Source organism: Methylobacterium sp. Gmos1 (assembly GCF_053764715.1).
Window position 1 is genome coordinate 316,883 of sequence record NZ_JBSNCC010000003.1, and the last position, 21,960, is coordinate 338,842.

Here is a 21,960-nt window from a genome sequence, read left to right on the forward strand (position 1 = left end):
GCAATTCTCTAATAAACATAAAAAATACTGACGATCGTCCATGAAAATGTGATGCATCCCCCCCTCTCCCGTGTGGGAGAGGGCCCGGGGGTGAGGGTGACACGCTTCCTTGTGAAGCTGTGCCCATCGTGCTGGCAGCTCAGCGGCCAGCGCTTCAATCGGAACCGTAGCACCCTCACCCCTACCCCTCTCCCATACCTTGCAGCGATACCGGGCAAGCCCGGCATCGCCTGGAGAGGGGATCCCGCGCCATGATATGACTTGGAAGCATCAAGACAATACTTTCTCGAAATTTCCAAAGCGCGACGATAGCTCTCGACCGGCGGCTTCGCCCCTTCCGTCACATCACCGGGTCGTCCGCCGCCTCCAGCCGCCCGGAGGCGATCGCCTCCAGGAACAGCCGGTGGTCCTCGGCGTTGCGGTCGCCGTAGGCCCGGGCCCAGTCGGCCAGGACCTCGCGGAAGTCGTCGTGGCGGTCGCGGCCGCAATAGCCCGCGATGGCGGCGGCATCGCCGGTGCGGGCATGGGCCCGGGCGAGCAGCGCGCCGTAGGCCCAGGAGAAGTAGACCAGCGGCTGCCCGCGCATGCAGGCGACCGGGATCTCGCCCTTCATGTTCTTCATCTGCCGGACGTAGAACGGACGACCGTCGATGGTGGTCCAGCCGAGGAGCGGATCGCCGACCGCCTGGAGCAGGCGCTGGCCGTAGATCACCCGCTCGCCCTCGTGCGAGGCGTAGGGCCCGGGCATGCCGGCGACGTAGGGCGCGTGGGCGGGGCGCACCGCCTCCTTGACCTGGAGGAAGAGCACGTCCTGGTCCGAGTTGCCGCACAGCAGCGCGACGTAGGCCCGGGTCCCGACGCTGCCGACGCCGACGACCCGGTGGGCGACGTCGACGACGTGGTAGCGGCTGAGCATGAACCGGCGCTCCCGCGGCAGGGTCTCGGCGTAGCGCTCGAGCCCGGCGGTCACCGCCTCGCGGGTCTCGGGCTCGACCCAGGTCAGGATCGGCGGATCCTGGCGGAAGCGCCAGCCGCCGTCGACCCGGCGCTCGCCGATCCGGGCGAGCAGGCTCTTGTTGTGGCGCTTGCGCGCCTTCTCGACGGCGCGCTCCACGACCGCGCGCGATTCGTGATCGATGGCGATGCCGCTGAAATCCAGCTCCTCGGCCCGCGCCGCCCGGTGCCAGACGTCGAGGGGCCCCTGCGGCGCCAGCTCGGTCATGGTGTGCTGGTAGCCGTAGGCCGCGGCGATCACCGCCTCGCGGCGCTCGCTGAGCGGAACGTCGAGGTCGCGGGCGGCGACCTCGATGCTGGCGCAGAGGCGCTTCAGGTCCCACTCCCAGGGGCCGATCGTGACCTCGTCGAAGTCGTTGAGGTCGAGGACGATGTCGCGCTGGGGCGTGCCGAACAGGCCGAAATTCGAGATGTGGGCGTCGCCGTTCATCACCACGTCGATGCCGCTCGTGGGCGTCCGGGCGAGGTCCCAGGCCATCACCGTCGCCGCACCGCGCAGGAAGGCGAAGGGCGAGCTCGCCATCCGGGCGACCCGTAGCGGAATCAGCCGCGCCTGGCGCCCGGCTTGCGCCTGCTCGATCAGCCGCACCGGATCGGGCCGGTCCTGCGGGACCGGCACCGGCCCGTGGCCGTCATGCGGGACCTTGGCGCGCAGGGCTTTGCCGGCGGCGCGGCGCTTCTCCCACGGCTCGCCGGGGGTGCGCAGGTCGATGCGGGGGAAATCGGCCAGGGGCTCCAGCACGACGTCCTCGGCCGGTCCCGCGAACGCGTCGGCCGCGGTCTCCTCGGGATGGGTGTCGGGGTTGGGTCTGTCCATGGGGCGCGGCTCGTCGGCGGCCTCGATCCGGTCTTCGACTCAACCTTGGCCGTGATCGATCGTTCCGGGCGCGGGATGAAGAACCCGCCCCGAAACGTAGGGCCTGGTCACTTGTCCTGGAGCACGTGCAGGAACTCGGCCGCCAGCTCGCCGCGCCGATCAGGATCGTCGCACGAACGGCGCAGGATCAGCCGGCCGTCGCGAGCGGTGACCTCGTCCGAGAGCGACATCGCGGCAGGCGCGCAGCCGGGACGGAAATCGACCGCGATCCCCTGCGGCCCGCCGGTGAGACGGGCGATGCCGAGGTTCAGGCACGCCACCCGCAGGTGGGCCAGCGCGAACAGCGCCCGCACGCCCTTCGGCAGCGGCCCGAACCGGTCCTCGACCTCGCCGCGCAGGGCCTCGACCTCCTCCGCGCCGCCGAGGCGCAGGAGCCGGGTGTAGAGGCTTAAGCGCACCTCCGGCTCGGGCACGTAATCCTCCGGCACGTCGCCGGCGAGGCCGAGGTTGATCTCCGGTGCCCAGTCCTCCGCCGGCTCTCCCTTGGCGGCGCGCAGCGCCAGTTGCAGCAGGTGCTGGTAGAGGCCGAGCCCGATCAGCTTGACGTGGCCGGCCTGGTTCTCGCCGACGAGGTCGCCGGCGCCGCGCAGGTCGAGATCCCGGGCACTGATGGCGAAGCCCGCGCCGAGGCGGTCGAGGGCCTCGAGCGTGCGCAGGCGCTTCTCGGCCGAGGGCGACAGGTCGCGGTCGGACCGGGTCAGCAGGTAGGTGACGCCCCTTCGCTGGCCGCGGCCGACCCGGCCGCGCAGCTGGTGCAGCTGGGCGAGGCCGAAGCGCTCGGCATCGTGGACCAGCATGGTGTTGGCCCGCGGCACGTCGAGCCCGCTCTCGATGATCGAGGTGGCGAGCAGGACGTCGCCCTCGCCGTCGGCGAAGCGCACCATGATCTCGTCGAGCTCGGCCGGCTTCATCTCGCCGTGGGCGACGACGGTGTCGAGCTCCGGCACGAGCCGCTTCAGGCGCTCGGCCATCGGGCCGATCTCCTCGATGCGCGGGCAGACGACGAAGCTCTGGCCGCCGCGCCCCTTCTCGCGCATCAGCGCCGCCCGCACCGTGTCGTCGTGCAGCGGCGTCAGCACCGTGCGGATCGGCTGGCGCACCGCCGGCGGCGTCGCGATGACGCTGAGCGACTTCAGGCCCACCAGCGCCGATTGCAGGGTGCGGGGGATCGGCGTCGCGGTGAGCGTCAGCACGTGGGCGTCGCCGGCCATCGTGCGCAGGCGCTCCTTGAGGGCAGCGCCGAAGCGCTGCTCCTCGTCGATCACCACGAGGCCGAGATCGGCGAAGGCGACGCCGCGCCCGGCGAGCGCGTGGGTGCCGACGACGAGGCGGATCGAGCCGTCGGCCAGGCCCTGGCGCACGCGCTTCCCCTCCGCCGGGCTCGCGAGGCGCGAGAGCTGCGCCACCCCGATGCCGAAGCGGGCAAAGCGCCGCTCGAAGGTGCGCAGGTGCTGGCGCACCAGCACGGTCGTCGGCGCCACCACGGCGACCTGATGGCCGGCGAGCAGCGCGGCGGCGGCGGCGCGCAACGCCACCTCGGTCTTGCCGAAGCCGACGTCGCCGCAGACCAGCCGGTCCATCGGCCGCTCGCCGGCGAGGTCCTGGAGCGCCCCGTCGACCGCCTTCGCCTGGTCGGGGGTGAGCGGGAAGCCGAAGCCGGCGCCGAAGCGCTCCATCTCACGCTCCGGCGGCACCAGGGCGGGCGCCCTGGCCTTGCAGCGCTCCTCCGCCGCCGCCAGCATGGCGCGGGCGGCCCGCGCCAGGCCGGCCTCGGTGGTCAGGCGGCGCTTGGCCCAGGTACCGCCCTCGAGCTTGTCGAGGGTGACCGCCTCCTCTTCCGAGCCGTAGCGCCAGATCCGGTCGGCCTGGGCCACCGGCACCATCAGGATCGCGTCGCCGGCAAATCGCAGGCGCAGGGCCTCGGTGCTGGCGCCGTCGCCGGTGGCGATGCGCTCCAGCCCCTCGAACACGCACAAGCCATGGTCGCGGTCGACCGCGACGTCGCCGACGCGCAGGTCCACCTCGCCCATCGGCAGGATCACCGGCTGGCCGGCGCGCGGGCGCACCGACGCACCACCGTGGACATCCGGCGCGGCGATCACCGTGGCGGCGAGGTCCGGCACGCGGAAGCCCGCATCGAGGGGCGCGGACAGGGCCACGATCTCGCCGGCCTTGGCGGCGGCGGCCTCCGCCCAGTCGGCGATCGGGCGGACGCTGCGCTCCGCCGCCCGGGCGGCCTGGCGCGACAGGCGCTTGAGCCCGGCGGGATCGCCCGCCAGCACCACCCGCTCGCCGGCCTTGAGGCGTTCGCGCAGGTAGGCCGAGAAGGCCGCACCAGGCCGGCGCTCGCGCAGGAACGACGGGACGGCGATGGCGTCCGCGTCGGCATCGCTCGCGACCGCCACCTCGCGGGCCGCGCGGACCTTCTTCCACTCGGCGGGCGTCAAGTAGAGCGGCGCCGACTGACCGCGGGCCGCCACCTCCGAGGTGCGGCCCTCGGCAATCTGCTCGAAGAAGGCCTCGGCGCGGCCCTCCGCCCCGGCCTCGACCACCAGGCGGGCGTCGGGCACGTAGTCGAGCACCGTAACGAGCCGGCCGTAGAGGGTGGGCAGCTGGTGCTCCTGGCCGGTGAAGGGCCGCAGGCGCACGGCGGAATCGGGTGCAAGGACGATCTCGGTCGCCGGGTCGACCACCAGGGTCCCGACCTCGTCGAGGGAGCGCTGCGACACCGGATCGTAGGTGCGGATCGCCGTGATCGTGCCGCCGGCATGCTCGATGCGGCAGGGCCGGGGTGCGGCGGCCGGAAACACGTCGATGGTCCGGCCGCGCACCGCGACCTCGCCGGGCTCGTCGACCCGGTCGTCGAGGATGTAGCCGAGGCGCTGCAGCTCCGCGGTCAGCCGGGCGGGGTCGAGGGCGTCGCCGGCGGCGAGCTCGACCCGGGCCTCGGCCCAGGTCTCCGGCGGGGGGACCCGCTGGATCAGCGCCGGGGCGGTGGTGAGCAGGATGGCGGGCAGGTGCCCGGCATCGGTGAGCCAGCGCAGCACGCCGGCCCGCGCCCCCATCGTCCCGCGAGAGGGCGAGGCGCGGTCGAAGGGCAGGCAATCCCATTCCGGATAGACCGCGACGCCGAGCCCGGGCGCCAGCGCCCGCAGCAGGGCCGCGATCTCGTCGAGCCGGCGGGCGTCGCGGGCGACGTGGATCAGCGGCTGCCCCCGCTCGCGCAGGCCGAGCAGCGCCACCGCGAGGGCTCCGGGCGGCACCAGCGGCGCCACGCCCTCCTCGGCCCCCACACCCGCGCGCCGGCTCACCTTGCGCTTCGCCATCGGCCCCCCGCTCCTGTTCACTGGTGCGGGAAACGCCCGGCGGCTGCGACGGGTCCGGGCCGAGGCTGTCGCATGCACAGGAATGATGCGGGGGAGTACGAGGAGTCTGCGGCGGCCGGCTCCGCCGAGGGTTCGTGCGCCCCTCGTCCTTGCGACGACAGGGCCGAGCCCGCGCGTCGTCGATGACCGCGGCAGGGCTCGTTCGACGCGTGGACCTTGGCCCGAGAACTCGGCCCGAGAACGGGCCCCAAGAACGGGGCGAAGGCGCCGGGCCAGGGTGCGGACCGCGCGCCCTCGTCGGGCGCAGACACGAAAAAGCCCGGCGCTCGGGCCGGGCCATTTCCTTTCGTCTCGCGAACCGTTCACGCCATGGCGGCGCGTGTCCCCGAGGCCGAACGTTCGCGGGCGCTCGGAGCCTTCGGCGTTACGCCTGGGCGGCCTGGAGGCCCTTCACGCGGGCGGCGAGGCGCGAGACCTTCCGCGAGGCGGTGTTCTTGTGCACGATCCCCTTCTGGGAGGCGCGCATGATCTCGGGCTCCGCGCTGCGCAGGGCGGTCAGGGCGGTGCCGTGATCGCCGGACTCGATCGCCTCCTCGACCTTGCGGATGAAGGTGCGCATGCGGCTGCGGCGCGAGCGGTTGACTGCCGTACGCTTGGCAATCTTGCGGGTCATCTTCTTGGCCGACACGGTGTTGGCCATCGGCGTTCCTCATTCAAAAAGGCGAGGCCCGAGCGATCCCGGCGGGATCGTGGCGTCGCGTGTCAGGGCATGGAAGCACGGGCAACCCGCCGGGCGAAAGCCCGCAGGTCCGCGAGCCGCGGTCTATAGCCGCGACCGGCCGGAACGTCAACGGCGGAACGGGAGCCGGCTCCGGAACGGTCTGCCCGCTCAATGGTTGAGGTTCTAACATACCTGAAGGGAGTTCAGCATGATCCGTTCCGCTTCCCTGCTCGCCGCCGGCCTCCTCGCGGTCTCGGCCGTCGCGATCCCGCACCAGGCCGAGGCCAAGGGCTGCATCAAGGGCGCGGTCGTCGGCGGGCTCGCCGGCAAGGTGGTCGGGCACGGCAAGGCCGGCGCCGCGGCCGGCTGCGCGGTCGGCCACCACAACGCCAACAAGAAGGCGAGCCAGGCCCAGGGCCAGTAACGGCCAGTAGGCCGCGCCTGCGCTCCGGCTCTATAAGAGGGCGGCTCCGGCATCGGAGCCGCCCCTTTCGCGTGGAGCCCGCATGACGTCCCCCGACGGCGCCCTGGTCCTGTTCTCCGGTGGACAGGATTCCGCCACCTGCCTCGCCTGGGCCCTCGACCGCTTCGCCCATGTCGAGACGCTCGGCTTCGATTACGGCCAGCGCCACCGGATCGAGCTGGACTGCCGGGCGCAGCTGCGCACCGAGATGACCCGGATCGTGCCGGCCTTCGCCGGGCGCCTGGGCGACGACCACACGCTGAACCTCGACGCCCTCGGGGCGGTCTCCGAGACCGCGCTGACCCGGGACACCGCCATCGCGATGGAAGAGGGCGGGCTACCCAACACCTTCGTTCCGGGCCGCAACCTCGTCTTCCTCACCTTCGCGGCGGCGCTCGCCTACAGGCGGGGCCTGCGCCACATCGTCGGCGGCATGTGCGAGACGGATTTCTCCGGCTACCCCGATTGCCGCGACGACACCATCAAGGCGTTGCAGGTCGCGCTCAACCTCGGCATGGACCGCCGCTTCGTGCTGCACACGCCGCTGATGTGGATCGACAAGGCCGAGACCTGGCGGCTCGCCCGCGATCTCGGCGGCGAGGCGCTGGTCGACCTCATCGTGCGCGAGAGCCACACCTGCTACCTCGGCGAGCGCGGCGCCCTCCACCCCTGGGGCCATGGCTGCGGCACCTGCCCGGCCTGCAGCTTGCGCGCCGCTGGCTATGCGCGCTTCCGCGCCGAGGATGCGTGAGGCGCGCTTGCGGGCGGTCCTTCCGTTGCGCACATTGCATCGCAAATACGGGAGGAGAGAACTATGACCGCCTGCATCGTCGGCTGGAGCCACACGCCCTTCGGCAAGCACGACACCGAGACCGTCGAGAGCCTGATCGTCCGCGTCGCCAACGAGGCGCTGGCCCATGCGGGGATCGGCCCCGAGGACGTCGACGAGATCGTGCTCGGCCACTACAACGCGGGCTTCACGCCCCAGGACTTCACCGCCTCCCTGGTGCTCCAGGCCGATGACGGGTTCCGCTTCAAGCCTGCGACCCGGGTCGAGAATGCCTGCGCCACCGGCTCGGCCGCGGTGCATCAGGGCATCAAGACCATCGAGGCCAAGCGCGCCCGGGTGGTGCTGGTGGTCGGCGTCGAGCAGATGACCCGCACGCCGGGCCCGGAGATCGGCCGCACCCTGCTCAAGGCCTCCTACCTGCCGGAGGACGGCGACAACCCGGCGGGCTTCGCCGGCGTGTTCGGCAACATCGCCGGCGCCTACTTCCAGCGCCACGGCGACCAGTCCGACGCGCTGGCGATGATCGCCGCCAAGAACCATCACAACGGCGTCCAGAACCCCTACGCGCAGATGCGCAAGGACCTCGGCTTCGAGTTCTGCCGCACCGAATCGGACAAGAACCCCTTCGTCGCCGGCCCGCTCAAGCGCACCGACTGCTCGCTGGTCTCGGACGGCGCCGCGGCGGTGGTGCTCGCCGACACCGAGACGGCGCTCCGCATGCGCCGCGCCGTCGCCTTCCGGGCGACCGCCCACGCGCAGGACTTCCTGCCGATGTCGAAGCGCGACGTCCTGAAGTTCGAGGGCGCCGCCACCGCCTGGGCGAAGGCGCTGGGCCAGGCCGGCATCACCCTCGACGACCTCTCGCTCGTCGAGACGCACGACTGCTTCACCGTCGCGGAGCTGATCGAGTACGAGGCGATGGGCTTGACCAAGGAGGGCCGCGGCGCCGACGCGATCCGCGAGGGCTGGACCACCAAGGAGGGCAAGCTGCCGGTCAACCCGTCCGGCGGGCTGAAGGCCAAGGGCCACCCGATCGGCGCCACCGGCGTGTCGATGCACGCCCTCTCGGCGATGCAGCTCTGCGGCGAGGCCGGCGGCATGCAGATCCCCGACGCGACGCTCGCAGGCGTGTTCAACATGGGCGGCGTGGCCGTGGCGAACTACGTCAGCGTGCTCGAGCGCATCAAGTAGCCCGACGAAAGGAGCGGCGGGACCGTGACATCCTTCCTGGTCCTGCTGCTCACCTACACGATCAGCCAGTTCGATCGCGGCTTCCTCGCCATGGTCGCGCCCGATCTCGGGCCCGACCTCGGTCTAGCGCCCTCCGATCTCGCGCTGCTCTCGGCGGGCTGGTTCCTGGCCTTCGCGGCGGGTCAGGTGCCGACCGGACTTCTCCTCGACCGGATCGGGCCGCAGCGCACCGTGTCGGGGTTCCTGGTCGTCGCCGCCCTCGGGGCGGCCTGCCTCGGGCTCGCGCAAGGGTTTTCAGGCGCCGCCGCCGCGATGGCGCTGATCGGGCTCGGCTGCGCGCCGGCGCTGATGGGCGGTCTCTACCTGTTCGGGCGGGTCTACCCGCCCGAGCGCTTCGCCATGCTGTCCTCGCTGATGATCGGCCTCGGCACTGCGGGCGATCTCCTCGGCTCGACGCCGCTGGCGCTGGCGAGCCATGCGCTGGGATGGCGCGCGATCCTGTTCGGGCTCTCGGCTATCACCTTGCTGGCTGCCGGGCTGGTTCTGTGGCTGATCGTCGATCCGCCGCGCCTTGCCGATCCGCCCCGGACGTCGGTCTGGCGCGGCTTTGCCGAGGTCGCGCGGATGCGGGCCCTGTGGCCGGTCTTTCCCGTGGTGTTCGTGAGCTACGCCGTCGTCATCGCCACCCGCTCGCTCTGGGTCGGCTCGTATCTCGGCAGCGTCCACGGCCTCGACGCGCTCCAGCGCGGCAACGGCACCCTCGCGATGAGTGCCGCGATGGCGGCGGGCGCCATCGGCTACGGGCCGCTGGAGCGGCTGGTGCGCGACCCGAAGCGCACGGCGCTCGCCGGCTGCCTCGTCACCGGCCTGGCGCTCTCCGCCCTCGGGCTGTTCGGCGGCGGCTCGACCGCGCTCGCGGTCGCGCTCCTGGCGCTGACCGGCGCGGCCGGCCTGAGCTACGGCATCCTGATGGCCCATGCCCGCCGGTTCTTCCCCGCCCACCTGCTCGGGCGCGGCGTCGCCTTCATGAACATCGTCTTCATGGGCGGGGCGGCCGCCGTCCAGGGTCTCTCGGCCCTGTTCGTGCTCGGCACCGCCGGCTTGTCGCCGGATGCGCTCTACGGCCGGCTGTTCCTGGCCTACGGGCTGGCGCTGCTGGCCGCGACAGTCGTGTACGCGTTCGCGCCGCGGGAGCCGGTATACGGGCCGGATCCAGGTCGGGAATCAGCCGCCCCTACCCCGCTTCCCCCGGCGTCCGCGCCCGCAGGGCCAGGGCGTGCAGGCCGCGCTTGAAGGCGTCGTCGAGGAGCGCGTTCACCATGCGGTGGCGCTCGACCCGGCTCTTTCCCTCGAAGGCCGCCGACACCACATCCAGTCGGAAGTGAGTTTCCCCACCCTCCCGCCAGCCGGAATGGCCGGCATGCTGGTGTGATTCGTCGACGACGCTGAGTGCCGTCGGCGCCAGCCGCTCCTCCAGCGTCGTCCTGATCCACTCGCCCAGGCTCATCGCGCACCCGTCCTTAACCTGCTTCGGATCGAGTGACCGGAGCGGGCAGCCCCCGTCAAGCCGTCCGGTTCCGCCTGCGGCATCAGGCCCGAAGGCCTTGTGCCCGCCCCGCCGCCCCTCATAATCGCCTCGTCATGGATCTGAACTCGCCCCTGTTCGACCGCATCCGCATCCGGCCCTCCTGCGACGAGCCCAAGAAGGCCGAGGGGCCGGCCTGCGACCGGCCGGGCTGCGCCCAGCCCGGGCTGCACAAGGCGCCCAAGGGGCGCAAGCAGGAGGGCCAGTACTGGCGCTTCTGCATGCAGCACGTGCGCGAGTACAACGCGGCCTACAACTACTTCGACGGGATGAACGACGCCGCCGTCCAGGCCTACCAGAAGGACGCGGTGATCGGGCACCGCCCGACCTGGACGATGGGCGTCAATCCCGGGGGCAAGACCGGGCCGAAGCCCGAGGCGACGCAGCGCGACTGGGACTACGTCGATCCCCTCGGCATCCTGCGCGGCGAGGGCGCCGGCCCGGCCTCGCGCCGCGCCCGGGCCGAGCCGCCGCCCCCGCGCTACTCGGCCCCCATCCGCAAGGCGCTCGACGTGCTCGGCCTCGACGAGAGCGCCGACCAGGCCGCCATCAAGGCGCAATACAAGGTGCTGGTGAAGCGCTTCCACCCCGACGCCAACGGCGGCGACCGCTCGTTCGAGGACCGCCTACGCGACATCATCAAGGCCCACGACACCCTGCGGGCCGCCGGCCTGTGCTGACCTGTGGGCGGACCGGGCCCACCCCGGCACGCTCCTCGCATGCCCGATCTGCCGCGAGGGGGCTCGAAACCCGGCGCCTCCCCCATATATCCGCGTCAGGCACGTTTGCGCCGGCTCCCCCCGCAGATTATTGACATGCGGCGCCCGCCGGTCACCCCGCGCCGTCGCGACATCCGCAGGACGCCCATGGAGGGCCAGGCCTGCCCCGACGAGGCTCCGTATGCTTGCTGAGAAGACGCCACCCGCTCTCCCGGACACGACCGTCTCGGTGCGCAAGGTGTTCGGGATCGATTCGAACCTCGAGGTGCCGGCCTTCTCGGCCACCGACGAGCACGTGCCGGATCTCGATCCCGACTACCTGTTCGACCGGGAGACCACCCTGGCGATCCTGGCGGGCTTCGCCCGCAACCGCCGGGTGATGATCACCGGGTACCACGGCACCGGCAAGTCCACCCACGTCGAGCAGGTCGCCGCCCGCCTGAACTGGCCCTGCGTGCGCATCAACCTCGACAGCCACGTCTCGCGCATCGACCTCGTCGGCAAGGACGCGATCGTGCTCCAGGAGGGCAAGCAGGTCACCGCCTTCCAGGACGGCATCCTGCCCTGGGCCCTGCAGAACAACGTGGCGCTGGTCTTCGACGAGTACGATGCCGGCCGCCCCGACGTGATGTTCGTGATCCAGCGCGTGCTGGAGGTCTCGGGCCGCCTGACGCTGCTCGACCAGAAGCGGGTGATCCGCCCCCATCCCGGCTTCCGGCTGTTTGCCACCGCCAACACGGTCGGCCTCGGCGACACGTCGGGCCTCTATCACGGCACCCAGCAGATCAACCAGGGCCAGATGGACCGCTGGTCGATCGTCACCACGCTCAACTACCTGCCCCACGACCGCGAGGTCGACATCGTGCTCTCCAAGGCGCCGCATTACCGCGGCGAGGGCGGACGCGACATCGTCAACAAAATGGTGCGCGTGGCCGACCTCACCCGCAACGCCTTCATCAACGGCGACCTGTCGACCGTGATGAGCCCGCGCACGGTGATCACCTGGGCCGAGAACGCCGACATCTTCAACGATATCGGCTTCGCCTTCCGGGTCACCTTCCTCAACAAGTGCGACGAGCTGGAGCGCGCGCTGGTGGCCGAGTTCTACCAGCGCTCCTTCGGCAAGGAGCTGCCCGAGAGCGCGGTGAACGTCGCGCTGAGCTGACCGAAAGGGAGTTCTGCTCGATGGACGACCCGACCCTCGATCATCGGCGCGACGGCACCGACGCGGTCGAGGGCCGGGCGTCCTACGAGCGGGACTACTTTTCCTGGGTGCAGGAGCAGGTGGCGCTGATCCGCGCCCGCCGCTTCGACGAGATCGACGCCGAGCACGTAGCCGAGGAGCTCGAGGACTTGGGCAAGAGCCAGCTCTCCCGGCTCCACAGTGCCCTGCGCGTGCTCGTGATGCACATGCTCAAGTGGGACCAGCAGCCCGAGCACCGTACGGCGAGCTGGATCTTCTCGATCGCCGAGCAGCGGCGGCGCTACCATCGGCTCTTGCGCGACAATCCCGGTCTGAAGCCCCACCGGGAGACCGCGCTCGCGGATGCCTACGAGGGGGCCCGGCTCTGGGCTGCCGAGGAGACGCATCTCGAGCCCGACGACTTCCCCAAGGAGTGCCCCTACACCTGGGACGACCTCCTGGACCGCCCCTTCGACTTCGACTCGCTGAAGAAGTAGCCTCCATGTCCATCTCCAACCGCAAGCCCGGCGAGAAGCGCGAGTCCGTCGCCGAGCCGCTGAAGCGCTCGGTGGCCGGGACGCTGCGGGCCATCGCCCGCAAGGCCGAGATCGAGGTCACCTTCGCGACCGACCGGCCGGCGCTCACCGGCGACAAGGCCCGCCTGCCGGAGCCGCCGCGCAAGCTCTCGCCCGGCGACGTCGCGATCCTGCGCGGCCACGCCGATTCGATGGCTCTCCGCCTCGCCTGCCACGACAACGCGGTGCACCGCCGCCTCGCGCCCGAGAACGCCGCCGCCCGCGCGGTCTTCGACGCGGTCGAGCAGGCGCGGGTCGAGGCGATCGGCTCGCGCCGGATGGCCGGGGTCGCCGGCAACCTCACGGCGATGCTGGAGGACCGCTACCACCGCGGCGGCAAGTACGAGGAGATCACCGACCGGGCCGACGCGCCGATGGAGGATGCGGTCGCCCTGATGGTGCGCGAGCGCCTGACCGGCCAGGCCCCGCCGCCGGCGGCGCAGCGCATCGTCGGCCTGTGGCGCGAGTTCATCGAGGATCGGGCCGGGCGCAACCTCGACGGGTTGATGGGCAGCATCGAGGACCAGCGCGCCTTCGCCCGCTCGGTGCGCGACCTCCTCTCCTCCCTCGACATGGCGGACGAGGCCCCCCTCGACCCCGACGACGAGGAGAACGACGACGAGAACGAGGCCGAGTCAGACGAGCAGCAGGCCGGCGAGGGCGAGGCCGAGCAGCAGAGCCAGGGCGACCGGGCCGAGATGGAGGTATCGGACGAGGCCTCCGACGAGATCGAGGAAGGCGCCACCGAGGCCGCCGACGCGCCCTCCGGCGAGTTGCCGGAGGATGCCGAGGACGCCGATTCGGAGGAGGCTTCCGAGTCCTGGCGCCCGCCGGGTCCCCGCGCGAACGAGCCCAGGGGCCCGGACTACAAGGTCTTCTCCCAGAAATACGACGAGGTGGTCCACGCCGAGGACCTGTGCGACGCCGACGAGTTGGCGCGCCTGCGCTCCTACCTCGACAAGCAGCTCGCCCACCTCCAGGGCGTGGTCGGGCGGCTCGCCAACCGGCTGCAGCGGCGGCTGCTGGCGCAGCAGAACCGCGCCTGGGAGTTCGACCTGGAAGAGGGCCAGCTCGATCCGGCGCGCCTCGTGCGCGTGGTGATCGACCCCTACCAGCCGCTCTCGTTCAAGCACGAGAAGGACACCAATTTCCGCGATACGGTCGTCACCCTGCTCCTCGACAATTCGGGTTCGATGCGCGGCCGGCCGATCACCGTGGCGGCGACCTGTGCCGACATCCTCGCCCGCACGCTGGAGCGCTGCGGCGTCAAGGTCGAGATCCTAGGGTTCACCACCCGGGCCTGGAAGGGCGGGCAGTCGCGCGAGGCCTGGCTGCAATCGGGCAAGCCGTCGACCCCGGGCCGCCTCAACGACCTGCGCCACATCGTCTACAAGTCGGCGGACGCACCCTGGCGGCGGGCGCGCAAGAACCTCGGGCTGATGATGCGCGAGGGCCTGCTCAAGGAGAACATCGACGGCGAGGCCCTGGACTGGGCCCACAAGCGCCTGCTCGGCCGGCCCGAGCAGCGCCGGATCCTGATGGTGATCTCCGACGGCGCCCCGGTCGACGACTCGACCCTCTCGGTCAATCCGGGCAACTACCTGGAGCGCCACCTGCGCTACGTGATCGACGAGATCGAGACCCGCTCGCCGGTGGAGCTGCTCGCCATCGGCATCGGCCACGACGTGACGCGCTACTACCGCCGGGCCGTCACCATCGTCGACGCCGAGGAGCTCGGCGGCGTGATGACCGAGAAGCTGGCCGAGTTGTTCAACGAGGATGCCGGCACGATGCCGGTGCGCCGGATGGCGGCGGGCGGGCGGCGCTGAGCCGCCCCCTCCCCCTCCTCCAGGGCCGCGCGGCGGCCTCACCTATCGTCTCACGCGAAAAACCCCCGGGCGCCGCTGGCGCATCCGGGGGTTTTTCACGCTCGATGCTGACCGATGGAGGCGCGAGAGTCTGTCCCTTGGCGCCTCCCTGTCCGGCTCAGGCCGCCTCGGCGAGCTTCTTCTCGATCTCGCGCTTCAGCAGGCGGGCGTTCTGCGACAGGTCGGTCGCGCCGGCCTTGATCAGGAACGCGTCGAGGCCGCCGCGGTGCTCGACCGAGCGCAGGGCGTTGGCCGAGATGCGCAGGCGCACCGAGCGGCCGAGCGTGTCGGAGAGCAGGGTGACGTTGCACAGGTTCGGGAGGAACCGGCGCTTGGTCTTGTGGTTCGAGTGGCTCACGAGGTGGCCGGTGAGCACCCCCTTACCGGTGAGCTCGCAGCGACGCGACATGGTCTTCAATCCTCAACTGGTCTTGGTCGGACGAGGGACCACGCAACGCGAGAGCCGGGCGTGCTGCGCACCCCGGCTTGAACCGGACCCCGCGAAGTCCCTGGAAAGCACGCGCCTATAGAGGGAGAGTGCGGGTCTCGTCAAGGTACGGCCGCCGGCAAGGGCCTGCGCCGGGGCGGGCGGGCGACGCGGGTGCGAGACGAACCGTTAACCCTAATCGCGTCACGATAGGGCCAGATTCTCCCCGCTTCATCGGCGCTGGGCGACGGTGATCGAGATCGGTTCCCTCCATGCGTTCCAAGGCCTACCTCTCGCTCGCCCTCGCGGCGGGGCTCGCCCTTCCGGCCGGCGAGGCGACGCCGGCCCAGGCCGCGCGGGGCCGCGCACCGAAGGCCGGCGAGACCGCCGTCACGGTCGATTACGGCATCATGCTCGCCGGGATGCCGATCGGCACCGCGCAGGTCACCGGGTCGGTCCAGGGCCCGCGCTACACGATGGATGTCAGCGCCCGCCTCACCGGCCTCGTCGGGGCGATCACCGGCGGCTACGGCTCAGGGAGGGCGAGCGGCGCGGTGGCGGCCCGGCCGGTGCCGGCCGCCTTCGCCCTCGCCTCGCACAGCGCCTCGGCGTCGATCACCGTGCGCATGGCGCTCGCCCGCGGCAACGTGGTCGCCTCGGACATCGCGCCGCCGCTGGTGCCGGACCCGGAGCGCGTCACCGTCAGCGAGGTGCACAAGCGCGGCGTCATCGATCCGGTGAGCGCCCTGATGATGCCGGCGCAAGGCCGCGGCGAGCTCACCGACCCGCAGAACTGCAACCGCACCATCCCGGTCTTCGACGGCGCGAGCCGGTTCAACGTGGTGCTGAGCTACGCCGAGACCCGCAGCGTGCAGAAGCCCGGCTATGCCGGCCCGGTGCTGGTCTGCAACGCCCGCTACCAGCCGATCGCCGGCCACCGGCCCGACCGGCCGGGGGTGAAGTTCATGGAGGACAACACCGAGATGTCGGTGTGGCTCGCCCCCGTCGAGGGCGCCCGGGTGCTGCTGCCGCTTCGCATCGCCGTGCGCACCCAGCTCGGCCTCAACATCATCGAGGCGACGCGCTGGTCGCAGACCGGTCAGGGCGGCCCGGAGACGACCGTGCAGGCCGCCGCGGCGCAATCCGCCGAGACGCCGGCGGACGGGCGCTAGTCCTTCGTGCGGCGCGTCATCCCCCTCTTCTCGCCCTTCCTCCTCCTGCTCCTCGTTCCGCTCCCGGCGCTGGCGAACGGATCCGATTGCGGCGGCGACGCCTATTCCTCGGCGGCCATCGGCGCGAACCCGCCGGGCCCGCTCACCGCCGTGCCGGACACGCTCTGCGCCGACCTCGACCAGGGCCGGGCATCGAATACCCGCATCGAGGTGATCGCGCCGGGCCTCGGCTCTCCGGGCCTGGGGCAGGCCTCGCCCTACGGCGATCGGTCGCCGTATGGCGATCGGTCCGCTCCCGCCCCATATGAGGGGAGGCCGCTGCCCGGGCCACGGCCGCGGGGCGGCCGCGATCCGGAGCGCTAGACGGGGTCCCGGCTTTCAGTCCGGGATGGCGCGGCGGCCGCCGCTTCCCGCTCCGAGGATGTCTGTCCAGCCCGATGACGCGCCGCTCCCTCTCACCGCAGGCCCGCTTGCGCGGCGCCACGGCGGTGCTCGGTCCCACCAATACCGGCAAGACCCACCTCGCCATCGAGCGGATGCTCGGCCACCCGACCGGCATGATCGGCCTGCCGCTGCGGCTGCTCGCCCGCGAGGTCTATCACCGCGTCGTCGAGCGGGTCGGCCCCGAGCGGGTCGCCCTCGTGACCGGCGAGGAGAAGATCAAGCCGAACCGGCCGAGCTACTGGATCTGCACCGCCGAGGCGATGCCGCGGGACAACACCGTGGATTTCGTTGGCATCGACGAGATCCAGCTCGGCGCCGACCGCGACCGCGGTCACACCTTCACCGACCGGCTGCTGCACCAGCGCGGCCGCGAGGAGACGCTGCTGATCGGCTCGGGCACGATGGAGCCGCTGGTCAAGTCGCTGATCCCGGGCATCCACGTGACGACGCGCCCGCGCCTGTCGCAGCTGAGCTTCGCCGGCAGCCGCAAGCTCTCGCGCCTGCCCCAGCGCAGCGCCATCGTGGCGTTCTCGGCGGAAGAGGTCTACGCCATCGCCGAGCTGCTGCGGCGCCAGCGCGGCGGCGCCGCGGTGGTGCTCGGCGCCCTCTCGCCGCGCACCCGCAACGCCCAGGTCGAGCTCTACCAGTCCGGCGAGGTCGACTACCTCGTCGCGACCGACGCAGTCGGCATGGGGCTCAACCTCGACGTCGACCACGTCGCCTTCGCGTCAAACCGCAAGTACGACGGCACGCGCTTCCGCGACCTCTCGCCCTCCGAGATGGCGCAGATCGCAGGGAGAGCCGGGCGCCACCTGCGTGACGGCACCTTCGGCACCACCGGGCGCTGTCCGCCGCTGGAGGCCGAGATGGTCGAGGCCCTGGAGAGCCACACCTTCGAGCCGCTGCGGATGCTGCAATGGCGCAACCCGGACCTCGATTTCGGCTCGATCGACGGCTTGCGCCGCAGTCTCGCCGAGCATCCGAGCGAGCGCGGCCTGACCCGGGCGCCGACCGGCGACGACGAGGCCGCCCTCGACATCCTCGCCAAGGAGGACGACATCCGCGACTACGCCACGTCGCGCAGCGCGGTGGAGCGGCTGTGGATGGTCTGCGGCGTGCCGGACTACCGGAAATCCGCGATCCAGACCCATGCCGACCTGATCGCCCAGCTCTACCGCTTCCTGATGCGCGGGATGGCCGGGCGGATCCCGGTCGACTGGTTCGCCCAGCACGTCGCGATGGTCGACCGCACCGACGGGGACATCGACGCCCTGTCGCAGCGCATCGCCCACGTGCGCACCTGGACCTTCGTGGCGAACAGACCGGACTGGCTCGCCGACCCGGAGCATTGGCAGGGCGAGACGCGTCGGGTAGAGGACAGGCTGTCCGACGCCCTGCACGAGCGGCTGGCGAGTCGATTCGTCGATCGGCGCACCAGCGTGCTGATGCGGCGCCTGAGAGAGAATACCATGTTGGAAGCTGAGATCACCGCGGGCGGCGACGTGACGGTCGAGGGACAGCACGTCGGCCACCTGCACGGATTCCAGTTCGTGCCGGATCCCGGCGCCGAGGGCCAGGAAGCCAAGACCCTGCGCAGCGCCGCCGAGAAGGCGCTGGCGAGCGAGATCGAGGCGCGGGCCGACCGGTTCGCCGCCGCGGCCGACGCGGCTCTGGTGCTCTCGAACGACGGCACGATCCGCTGGACCGGCAACCCGGTCGCCAAGCTCGTGCCGGGCGAGAAGCTCTACGCCCCCGGCCTGCGGCTGCTCGCCGACGAGCAGCTCTCGGGTCCCGCCCGCGAGAAGGTCGAGGGCCGGCTCGAGGCCTGGCTCAAGGCCCACATCGTGCGCCTGCTCGGCCCCGCCCTCGAGCTCGAGACCGCGGCCGACCTCACGGGGCTGGCCCGCGGCATCGGCTTCCAGGTGGCGGAGGCCTTGGGCGTGCTGGAGCGCGCCAAGGTCCTCAACGAGATGCGCAGCCTCGACCAGGAGGGCCGCGCGGCCCTGCGCAAGCACGGCGTGCGCTTCGGTGCCTACCACATCACCATGCCGGCGCTGCTGAAGCCCGCGCCCCGCACGCTGGCAGCGCAGCTCTGGGCGCTGCACAACGGCGGCCTCGACCAGCGCGGCCTCGACGAGATCGCGCATCTCGCCGGCTCCGGCCGCACCTCGATGCCGGTGGACCCGGAGATCGCCAAGGGCCTCTACCGCGCCGCCGGCTTCCGGGTCTGCGGCGGCCGTGCGGTGCGCGTCGACATCCTGGAGCGCCTGGCCGACCTGATCCGCCCGGCGATCGCGTACGTGCCGGGCACCACCCCCGGCGAGCCGCCTCCGGGCACCGCCGACAAGGACGGCTTCGTGCCGACCGTCGGCATGACTTCGCTGGTCGGCTGCTCGGGCGAGGATTTCGCCTCGATCCTGAAGTCGCTCGGCTACGTCGTCGACCGCCGGCCCGGCCCGGCGATCACCGTCGCCCTGCGCCCGGCCGCCCCGACGGTACCGGTGCAGGTGAAGACCGCGGAGACCGGCGAGGCCTCGGCTGAGGCAGGCGAGACCTCTTCCGAGGAAGCGCCGGCCGAGGCCGTGACCGTCGAGGCGACGGGCGACGATGCCCCGACCCAGGAGCCCGCTCCGCACGAGGCCCCCGCCGAGGAGGCCGCGGCCGCCGAGCCGGTCGAGGCCGAGGCTGCGCAAGAGACGCATAGCCAGGAAGCGCACGGCCAGGAGACAGGGGGCCAAGAGACACAGGCCCAAGAGACGCACGGCCAGGACGCGCCGGCCCAGGCGGCTGAGGCTCATGACGCTCCGGCCGAGAGCGCCGCGGTCGAGGATGCGCCCGTCGAGGCGCCAGCGCCCGAGGAGCCGGCCCCGGTCGACGCCGAGGCCGCGCAGGCCGAGGCCGAGGCCGAGCCCGAAACCGAGACCGCCGCCGCGGGCGAGACCGCACCGCACGAGGCTCCCGCCGAGACCCACGCGACCGAGACCGCCGAAGCCGCGGGCGAGCCCGCCACCCCGGCCGAGCCGATCGTCATCGAGGTGTGGCGGATGCACCGCCACCAGCGCAGCCACGCCCCGCGCCACCAGGGCCGCGGCCGGCCCGAGGGCCAGGGCCAGCGCGAGGGCCAGCACGGCCGTCCGCGCGGTGGCCTCCCACGGCCGGAGGGGGCTGAAGGCGCGCCGGCCGAGCAGCGCGCCCATCGCGCGCCCCGCGACGGCCAGCGCTGGGGCGACCGGCGCCCAGGAGAGAACAGGGGTGGTGAGAACAGGGGTGGTGAGAACCGTCCCGCCGGCGAGGGCCGTCCGGAGAACCGTTTCGAAGGTCGCGGGCCCGACAACCGGGGCGAGGGCCGGCGCGACGGGCGTCCGCCGCGCGGGCCGCATCCGGGCGGTCGCGAGGGCGGTCGTCCCCCGCAGGACCGGCGCGACGCTCCCCGCAACGGCGGCATGCACGACGCCCGGCCGCCGCGGCGCGAGCGCGCCCCGGACCCGGATTCCCCCTTCGCCAAGCTTCTCGCCCTGAAGGCGCAGATGGAGGCGAGGGACGGCGACAAGCGCTGACCGGGCGCCATGCGCGCGGACCGGCAGCGCCTCGACAAGTGGCTGTGGTTCGCGCGCTTCGCGAAGACGCGCTCCCTCGCCGCGCGCCTGATCGAGGACGGCTTCGTGCGGGTGAACGGCCAGCGGGCCGACGCCCCCTCGAAGGCCGTGGCGGTTGGCGACGTGGTCACGGTCGCCGCCCAGCACGTCACGGCGGCGGTGCGGGTGCTCGATCTCGGCGAGCGCCGCGGCCCGGCGCCGGAGGCCCGGCTGCTCTACGCCGACCTCTCGGCGAGCCCTCCGCCCGGGGAGGCGGGTTGAGCGGCGCCCTGCGAAAGCGTGACGCGAAGGCGACGCTCCCCGGCTATGCGATGCTGCTGCCCATGGGGCGGCTTGCAAGCCCGCCCGCCCGGGTCTAAGGCCCGCCCCATACGCCCGGGCGCCGCGCGAGCGCCCTTTCTGCCTTCGAGGTTTTCCCGGCCCATGACCTACGTCGTCACCGACAACTGCATCAAGTGCAAGTACATGGACTGCGTGGAGGTGTGTCCGGTCGACTGCTTCTACGAGGGCGAGAACATGCTCGTCATCCAGCCGGACGAGTGCATCGATTGCGGCGTGTGCGAGCCCGAATGCCCGGCCGAGGCGATCAAGCCCGACACCGAGCCGGGCCTGGAGAGCTGGCTGAAGCTCAATGCCGACATGGCGAAGAACTGGCCCAACATCACCCAGAAGAAGGTGGCCCCCTCCGACGCCAAGGAGTGGGACGGCAAGCCCGGCAAGTTCGAGGCCCATTTCTCGGCCAACCCGGGCTCGGGCGACTGAGCCGGCCGGTCGCGACCTGCGAGCGGGATCGTTGCCGCCGGGATCGTTGCTGCTTCGTGGCGATCCCTGCCGGCATCGCATGACGGGTCTGCGAACGCCTCGCCAAGCTGGTGAAACATGGTGCAAGGTGCCTGCGCAGCCATGCCGGGCGCCTGAATTTTTTTGATTTTCAGGCCTCCTCGTGCTAGGTTCCTGATCGCCGTCGCTTTTCGTCCGACGTGCAGCCTTCGTCCTCCGAGCGGGATTTTTTCGATGGGACGAGGCGGCATGCGATCAGCCAAGGTGGATCCCATGTGGTCCGCAGCGCGTTCGGACGTTCCCTAGCTATGGTTTGACAGGGACTGACGGGCTTCCCTCGGGACGTCCGGCAGGCGCGTATTTTTCGCCGGGTGCCCTGACCCGGATGAACGATCCGGTCGCGGACATTGCCGCGAACGGTGACCTGGAGGCCACCCCCGCATGACGACCGCCAAGAAGACGACAGCCGCCCGGCAGGGCTTCAAGACCGGCGAAGCGATCGTGTATCCGGCCCACGGCGTCGGCCGCATCACGGCGATCGAGGAGCAGGAGATCGCCGGCTACAAGCTCGAGCTGTTCGTGGTGTCGTTCGAGAAGGACAAGATGGTCCTGCGGGTCCCGACCGCCAAGGCGAACTCGGTCGGCATGCGCAAGCTCGCCGAGCCCGAGCTGGTCAAGAAGGCGCTCGACGTGCTCACCGGCCGCGCCCGGGTGAAGCGCACGATGTGGTCGCGCCGGGCCCAGGAATACGAGGCGAAGATCAATTCCGGCGACCTGATCGCCGTCACCGAGGTGGTGCGCGACCTCTACCGCTCCGACGCGCAGCCCGAGCAGTCCTATTCCGAGCGCCAGCTCTACGAGGCGGCCCTCGACCGCGTGGTGCGCGAGATCGCGGCGGTGAACCGCATCACCGACACCGAGTCGCTCAAGCTGATCGAGCAGAGCCTCGCCAAGTCGCCCCGCCGGGCCAAGGGCGCCGAAGCCGAGGCCGACGGCGAGGACGTGCAGGACGAGGCCGAGGCGGCCTGAGCCGCCACGCCCCTCCGGGACCGAACCTGAAACGACCGAAAGCCCGGCCCTCGCGCCGGGCTTTCGCATGTCTGCCTCTCGCCTTTCGCGCTGCGGATGCCGTTGAGATCAATCTCCGGCCGTCGCGCCCGCCAAAGAATCGTGCCGCCGACGATTTTTTCGCATTGCGGGAACCGAGGGGGGGATCCCGCCGTTGTCGC

General features: G+C 71.7%; 19 protein-coding genes. 14 read left to right on the plus strand and 5 right to left on the minus strand.

What is annotated here, in order from left to right; translation table 11 throughout:
• Positions 1 to 340: 340 nt before the first annotated feature.
• The 3 genes from ACS5PV_RS07625 to rpsT all read right to left on the minus strand — a co-directional run bounded on the left by ACS5PV_RS07625 (position 341) and on the right by rpsT (position 5,917).
• Positions 341 to 1,831, minus strand: a complete 1,491-nt coding sequence (locus ACS5PV_RS07625) for a DUF2252 domain-containing protein (protein WP_455394733.1) — start codon at positions 1,829 to 1,831, stop codon at positions 341 to 343.
• 107 nt (positions 1,832 to 1,938) lie between these two features.
• Positions 1,939 to 5,217, minus strand: a complete 3,279-nt coding sequence (locus ACS5PV_RS07630; RefSeq protein WP_455394734.1) for a helicase-related protein — start codon at positions 5,215 to 5,217, stop codon at positions 1,939 to 1,941.
• Between the two features lie 424 nt (positions 5,218 to 5,641).
• Positions 5,642 to 5,917: a 30S ribosomal protein S20 gene (gene rpsT / locus ACS5PV_RS07635; RefSeq protein ID WP_109958403.1), complete on the minus strand. Its 276-nt coding sequence runs from the start codon at positions 5,915 to 5,917 to the stop codon at positions 5,642 to 5,644.
• A gap of 229 nt (positions 5,918 to 6,146) precedes the next feature.
• Here rpsT and ACS5PV_RS07640 point away from each other — a divergent pair, with 229 nt between their 5' ends.
• The 4 genes from ACS5PV_RS07640 (at position 6,147) to ACS5PV_RS07655 (ending at position 9,675) form a co-directional block, all read left to right on the plus strand.
• Positions 6,147 to 6,362 carry a hypothetical protein gene (locus ACS5PV_RS07640; RefSeq protein ID WP_455394735.1) on the plus strand — a complete coding sequence of 72 codons (216 nt, stop codon included), beginning with the start codon at positions 6,147 to 6,149 and terminating at the stop codon, positions 6,360 to 6,362.
• 82 nt (positions 6,363 to 6,444) lie between these two features.
• Positions 6,445 to 7,152, plus strand: a complete 708-nt coding sequence (gene queC, locus ACS5PV_RS07645) for a 7-cyano-7-deazaguanine synthase QueC (RefSeq protein WP_455394736.1) — start codon at positions 6,445 to 6,447, stop codon at positions 7,150 to 7,152.
• Between the two features lie 63 nt (positions 7,153 to 7,215).
• Entirely contained in the window at positions 7,216 to 8,382 is a 1,167-nt protein-coding gene (locus tag ACS5PV_RS07650; protein ID WP_455394737.1) for an acetyl-CoA acetyltransferase, read from the plus strand.
• Positions 8,383 to 8,406: 24 nt separating this feature from the next.
• Complete coding sequence (locus tag ACS5PV_RS07655; protein WP_455394738.1) at positions 8,407 to 9,675, plus strand: MFS transporter; 1,269 nt, start codon at positions 8,407 to 8,409, stop codon at positions 9,673 to 9,675.
• Here the strand turns inward: ACS5PV_RS07655 and ACS5PV_RS07660 are convergent.
• The gene (locus ACS5PV_RS07660; protein WP_455394739.1) at positions 9,617 to 9,889 is read right to left on the minus strand and encodes a BolA family protein; all 273 of its coding nucleotides are present in this window, start codon (positions 9,887 to 9,889) and stop codon (positions 9,617 to 9,619) included. The two genes, ACS5PV_RS07655 and ACS5PV_RS07660, sit on opposite strands and share 59 nt — an antisense overlap.
• 134 nt (positions 9,890 to 10,023) lie before the next feature.
• Here ACS5PV_RS07660 and ACS5PV_RS07665 point away from each other — a divergent pair, with 134 nt between their 5' ends.
• From ACS5PV_RS07665 to cobT, 4 genes are all read left to right on the plus strand, one after another.
• Positions 10,024 to 10,647 (plus strand): J domain-containing protein, encoded by a 624-nt coding sequence (locus ACS5PV_RS07665; protein ID WP_455394740.1) that lies wholly within the window; start codon positions 10,024 to 10,026, stop codon positions 10,645 to 10,647.
• Between the two features lie 220 nt (positions 10,648 to 10,867).
• A complete protein-coding gene (gene cobS / locus ACS5PV_RS07670) occupies positions 10,868 to 11,851 on the plus strand; it encodes a cobaltochelatase subunit CobS (protein WP_203155069.1) in 984 nt (327 codons plus the stop codon).
• Positions 11,852 to 11,871: 20 nt separating this feature from the next.
• A complete protein-coding gene (locus tag ACS5PV_RS07675; RefSeq protein WP_455394741.1) occupies positions 11,872 to 12,366 on the plus strand; it encodes a DUF29 domain-containing protein in 495 nt (164 codons plus the stop codon).
• A gap of 5 nt (positions 12,367 to 12,371) precedes the next feature.
• Positions 12,372 to 14,273, plus strand: a complete 1,902-nt coding sequence (cobT, locus tag ACS5PV_RS07680; protein WP_455394742.1) for a cobaltochelatase subunit CobT — start codon at positions 12,372 to 12,374, stop codon at positions 14,271 to 14,273.
• A gap of 157 nt (positions 14,274 to 14,430) precedes the next feature.
• On the opposite strand, the gene rpmB is transcribed toward cobT, so the two are convergent.
• Positions 14,431 to 14,721, minus strand: coding sequence for a 50S ribosomal protein L28 (rpmB, locus tag ACS5PV_RS07685; RefSeq protein ID WP_455394743.1), 291 nt, complete (start codon positions 14,719 to 14,721; stop codon positions 14,431 to 14,433).
• Between the two features lie 290 nt (positions 14,722 to 15,011).
• Between rpmB and ACS5PV_RS07690 the strand changes: the two genes are divergently transcribed.
• The 6 genes from ACS5PV_RS07690 (at position 15,012) to ACS5PV_RS07715 (ending at position 21,760) form a co-directional block, all read left to right on the plus strand.
• Positions 15,012 to 15,911 (plus strand): DUF3108 domain-containing protein, encoded by a 900-nt coding sequence (locus ACS5PV_RS07690; RefSeq protein WP_455394744.1) that lies wholly within the window; start codon positions 15,012 to 15,014, stop codon positions 15,909 to 15,911.
• Between the two features lie 6 nt (positions 15,912 to 15,917).
• Complete coding sequence (locus ACS5PV_RS07695) at positions 15,918 to 16,274, plus strand: hypothetical protein (RefSeq protein ID WP_455394745.1); 357 nt, start codon at positions 15,918 to 15,920, stop codon at positions 16,272 to 16,274.
• Between the two features lie 74 nt (positions 16,275 to 16,348).
• Complete coding sequence (locus ACS5PV_RS07700; RefSeq protein ID WP_455394746.1) at positions 16,349 to 19,912, plus strand: helicase-related protein; 3,564 nt, start codon at positions 16,349 to 16,351, stop codon at positions 19,910 to 19,912.
• A gap of 9 nt (positions 19,913 to 19,921) precedes the next feature.
• The gene (locus tag ACS5PV_RS07705) at positions 19,922 to 20,212 is read left to right on the plus strand and encodes an RNA-binding S4 domain-containing protein (protein ID WP_455394747.1); all 291 of its coding nucleotides are present in this window, start codon (positions 19,922 to 19,924) and stop codon (positions 20,210 to 20,212) included.
• 162 nt (positions 20,213 to 20,374) lie between these two features.
• On the plus strand, positions 20,375 to 20,713 hold the full coding sequence (gene fdxA, locus ACS5PV_RS07710; RefSeq protein ID WP_455394748.1) for a ferredoxin FdxA: 339 nt from the start codon (positions 20,375 to 20,377) through the stop codon (positions 20,711 to 20,713).
• 459 nt (positions 20,714 to 21,172) lie between these two features.
• The gene (locus tag ACS5PV_RS07715) at positions 21,173 to 21,760 is read left to right on the plus strand and encodes a CarD family transcriptional regulator (protein WP_455394749.1); all 588 of its coding nucleotides are present in this window, start codon (positions 21,173 to 21,175) and stop codon (positions 21,758 to 21,760) included.
• The last annotated feature ends 200 nt before the right edge of the window (positions 21,761 to 21,960 follow it).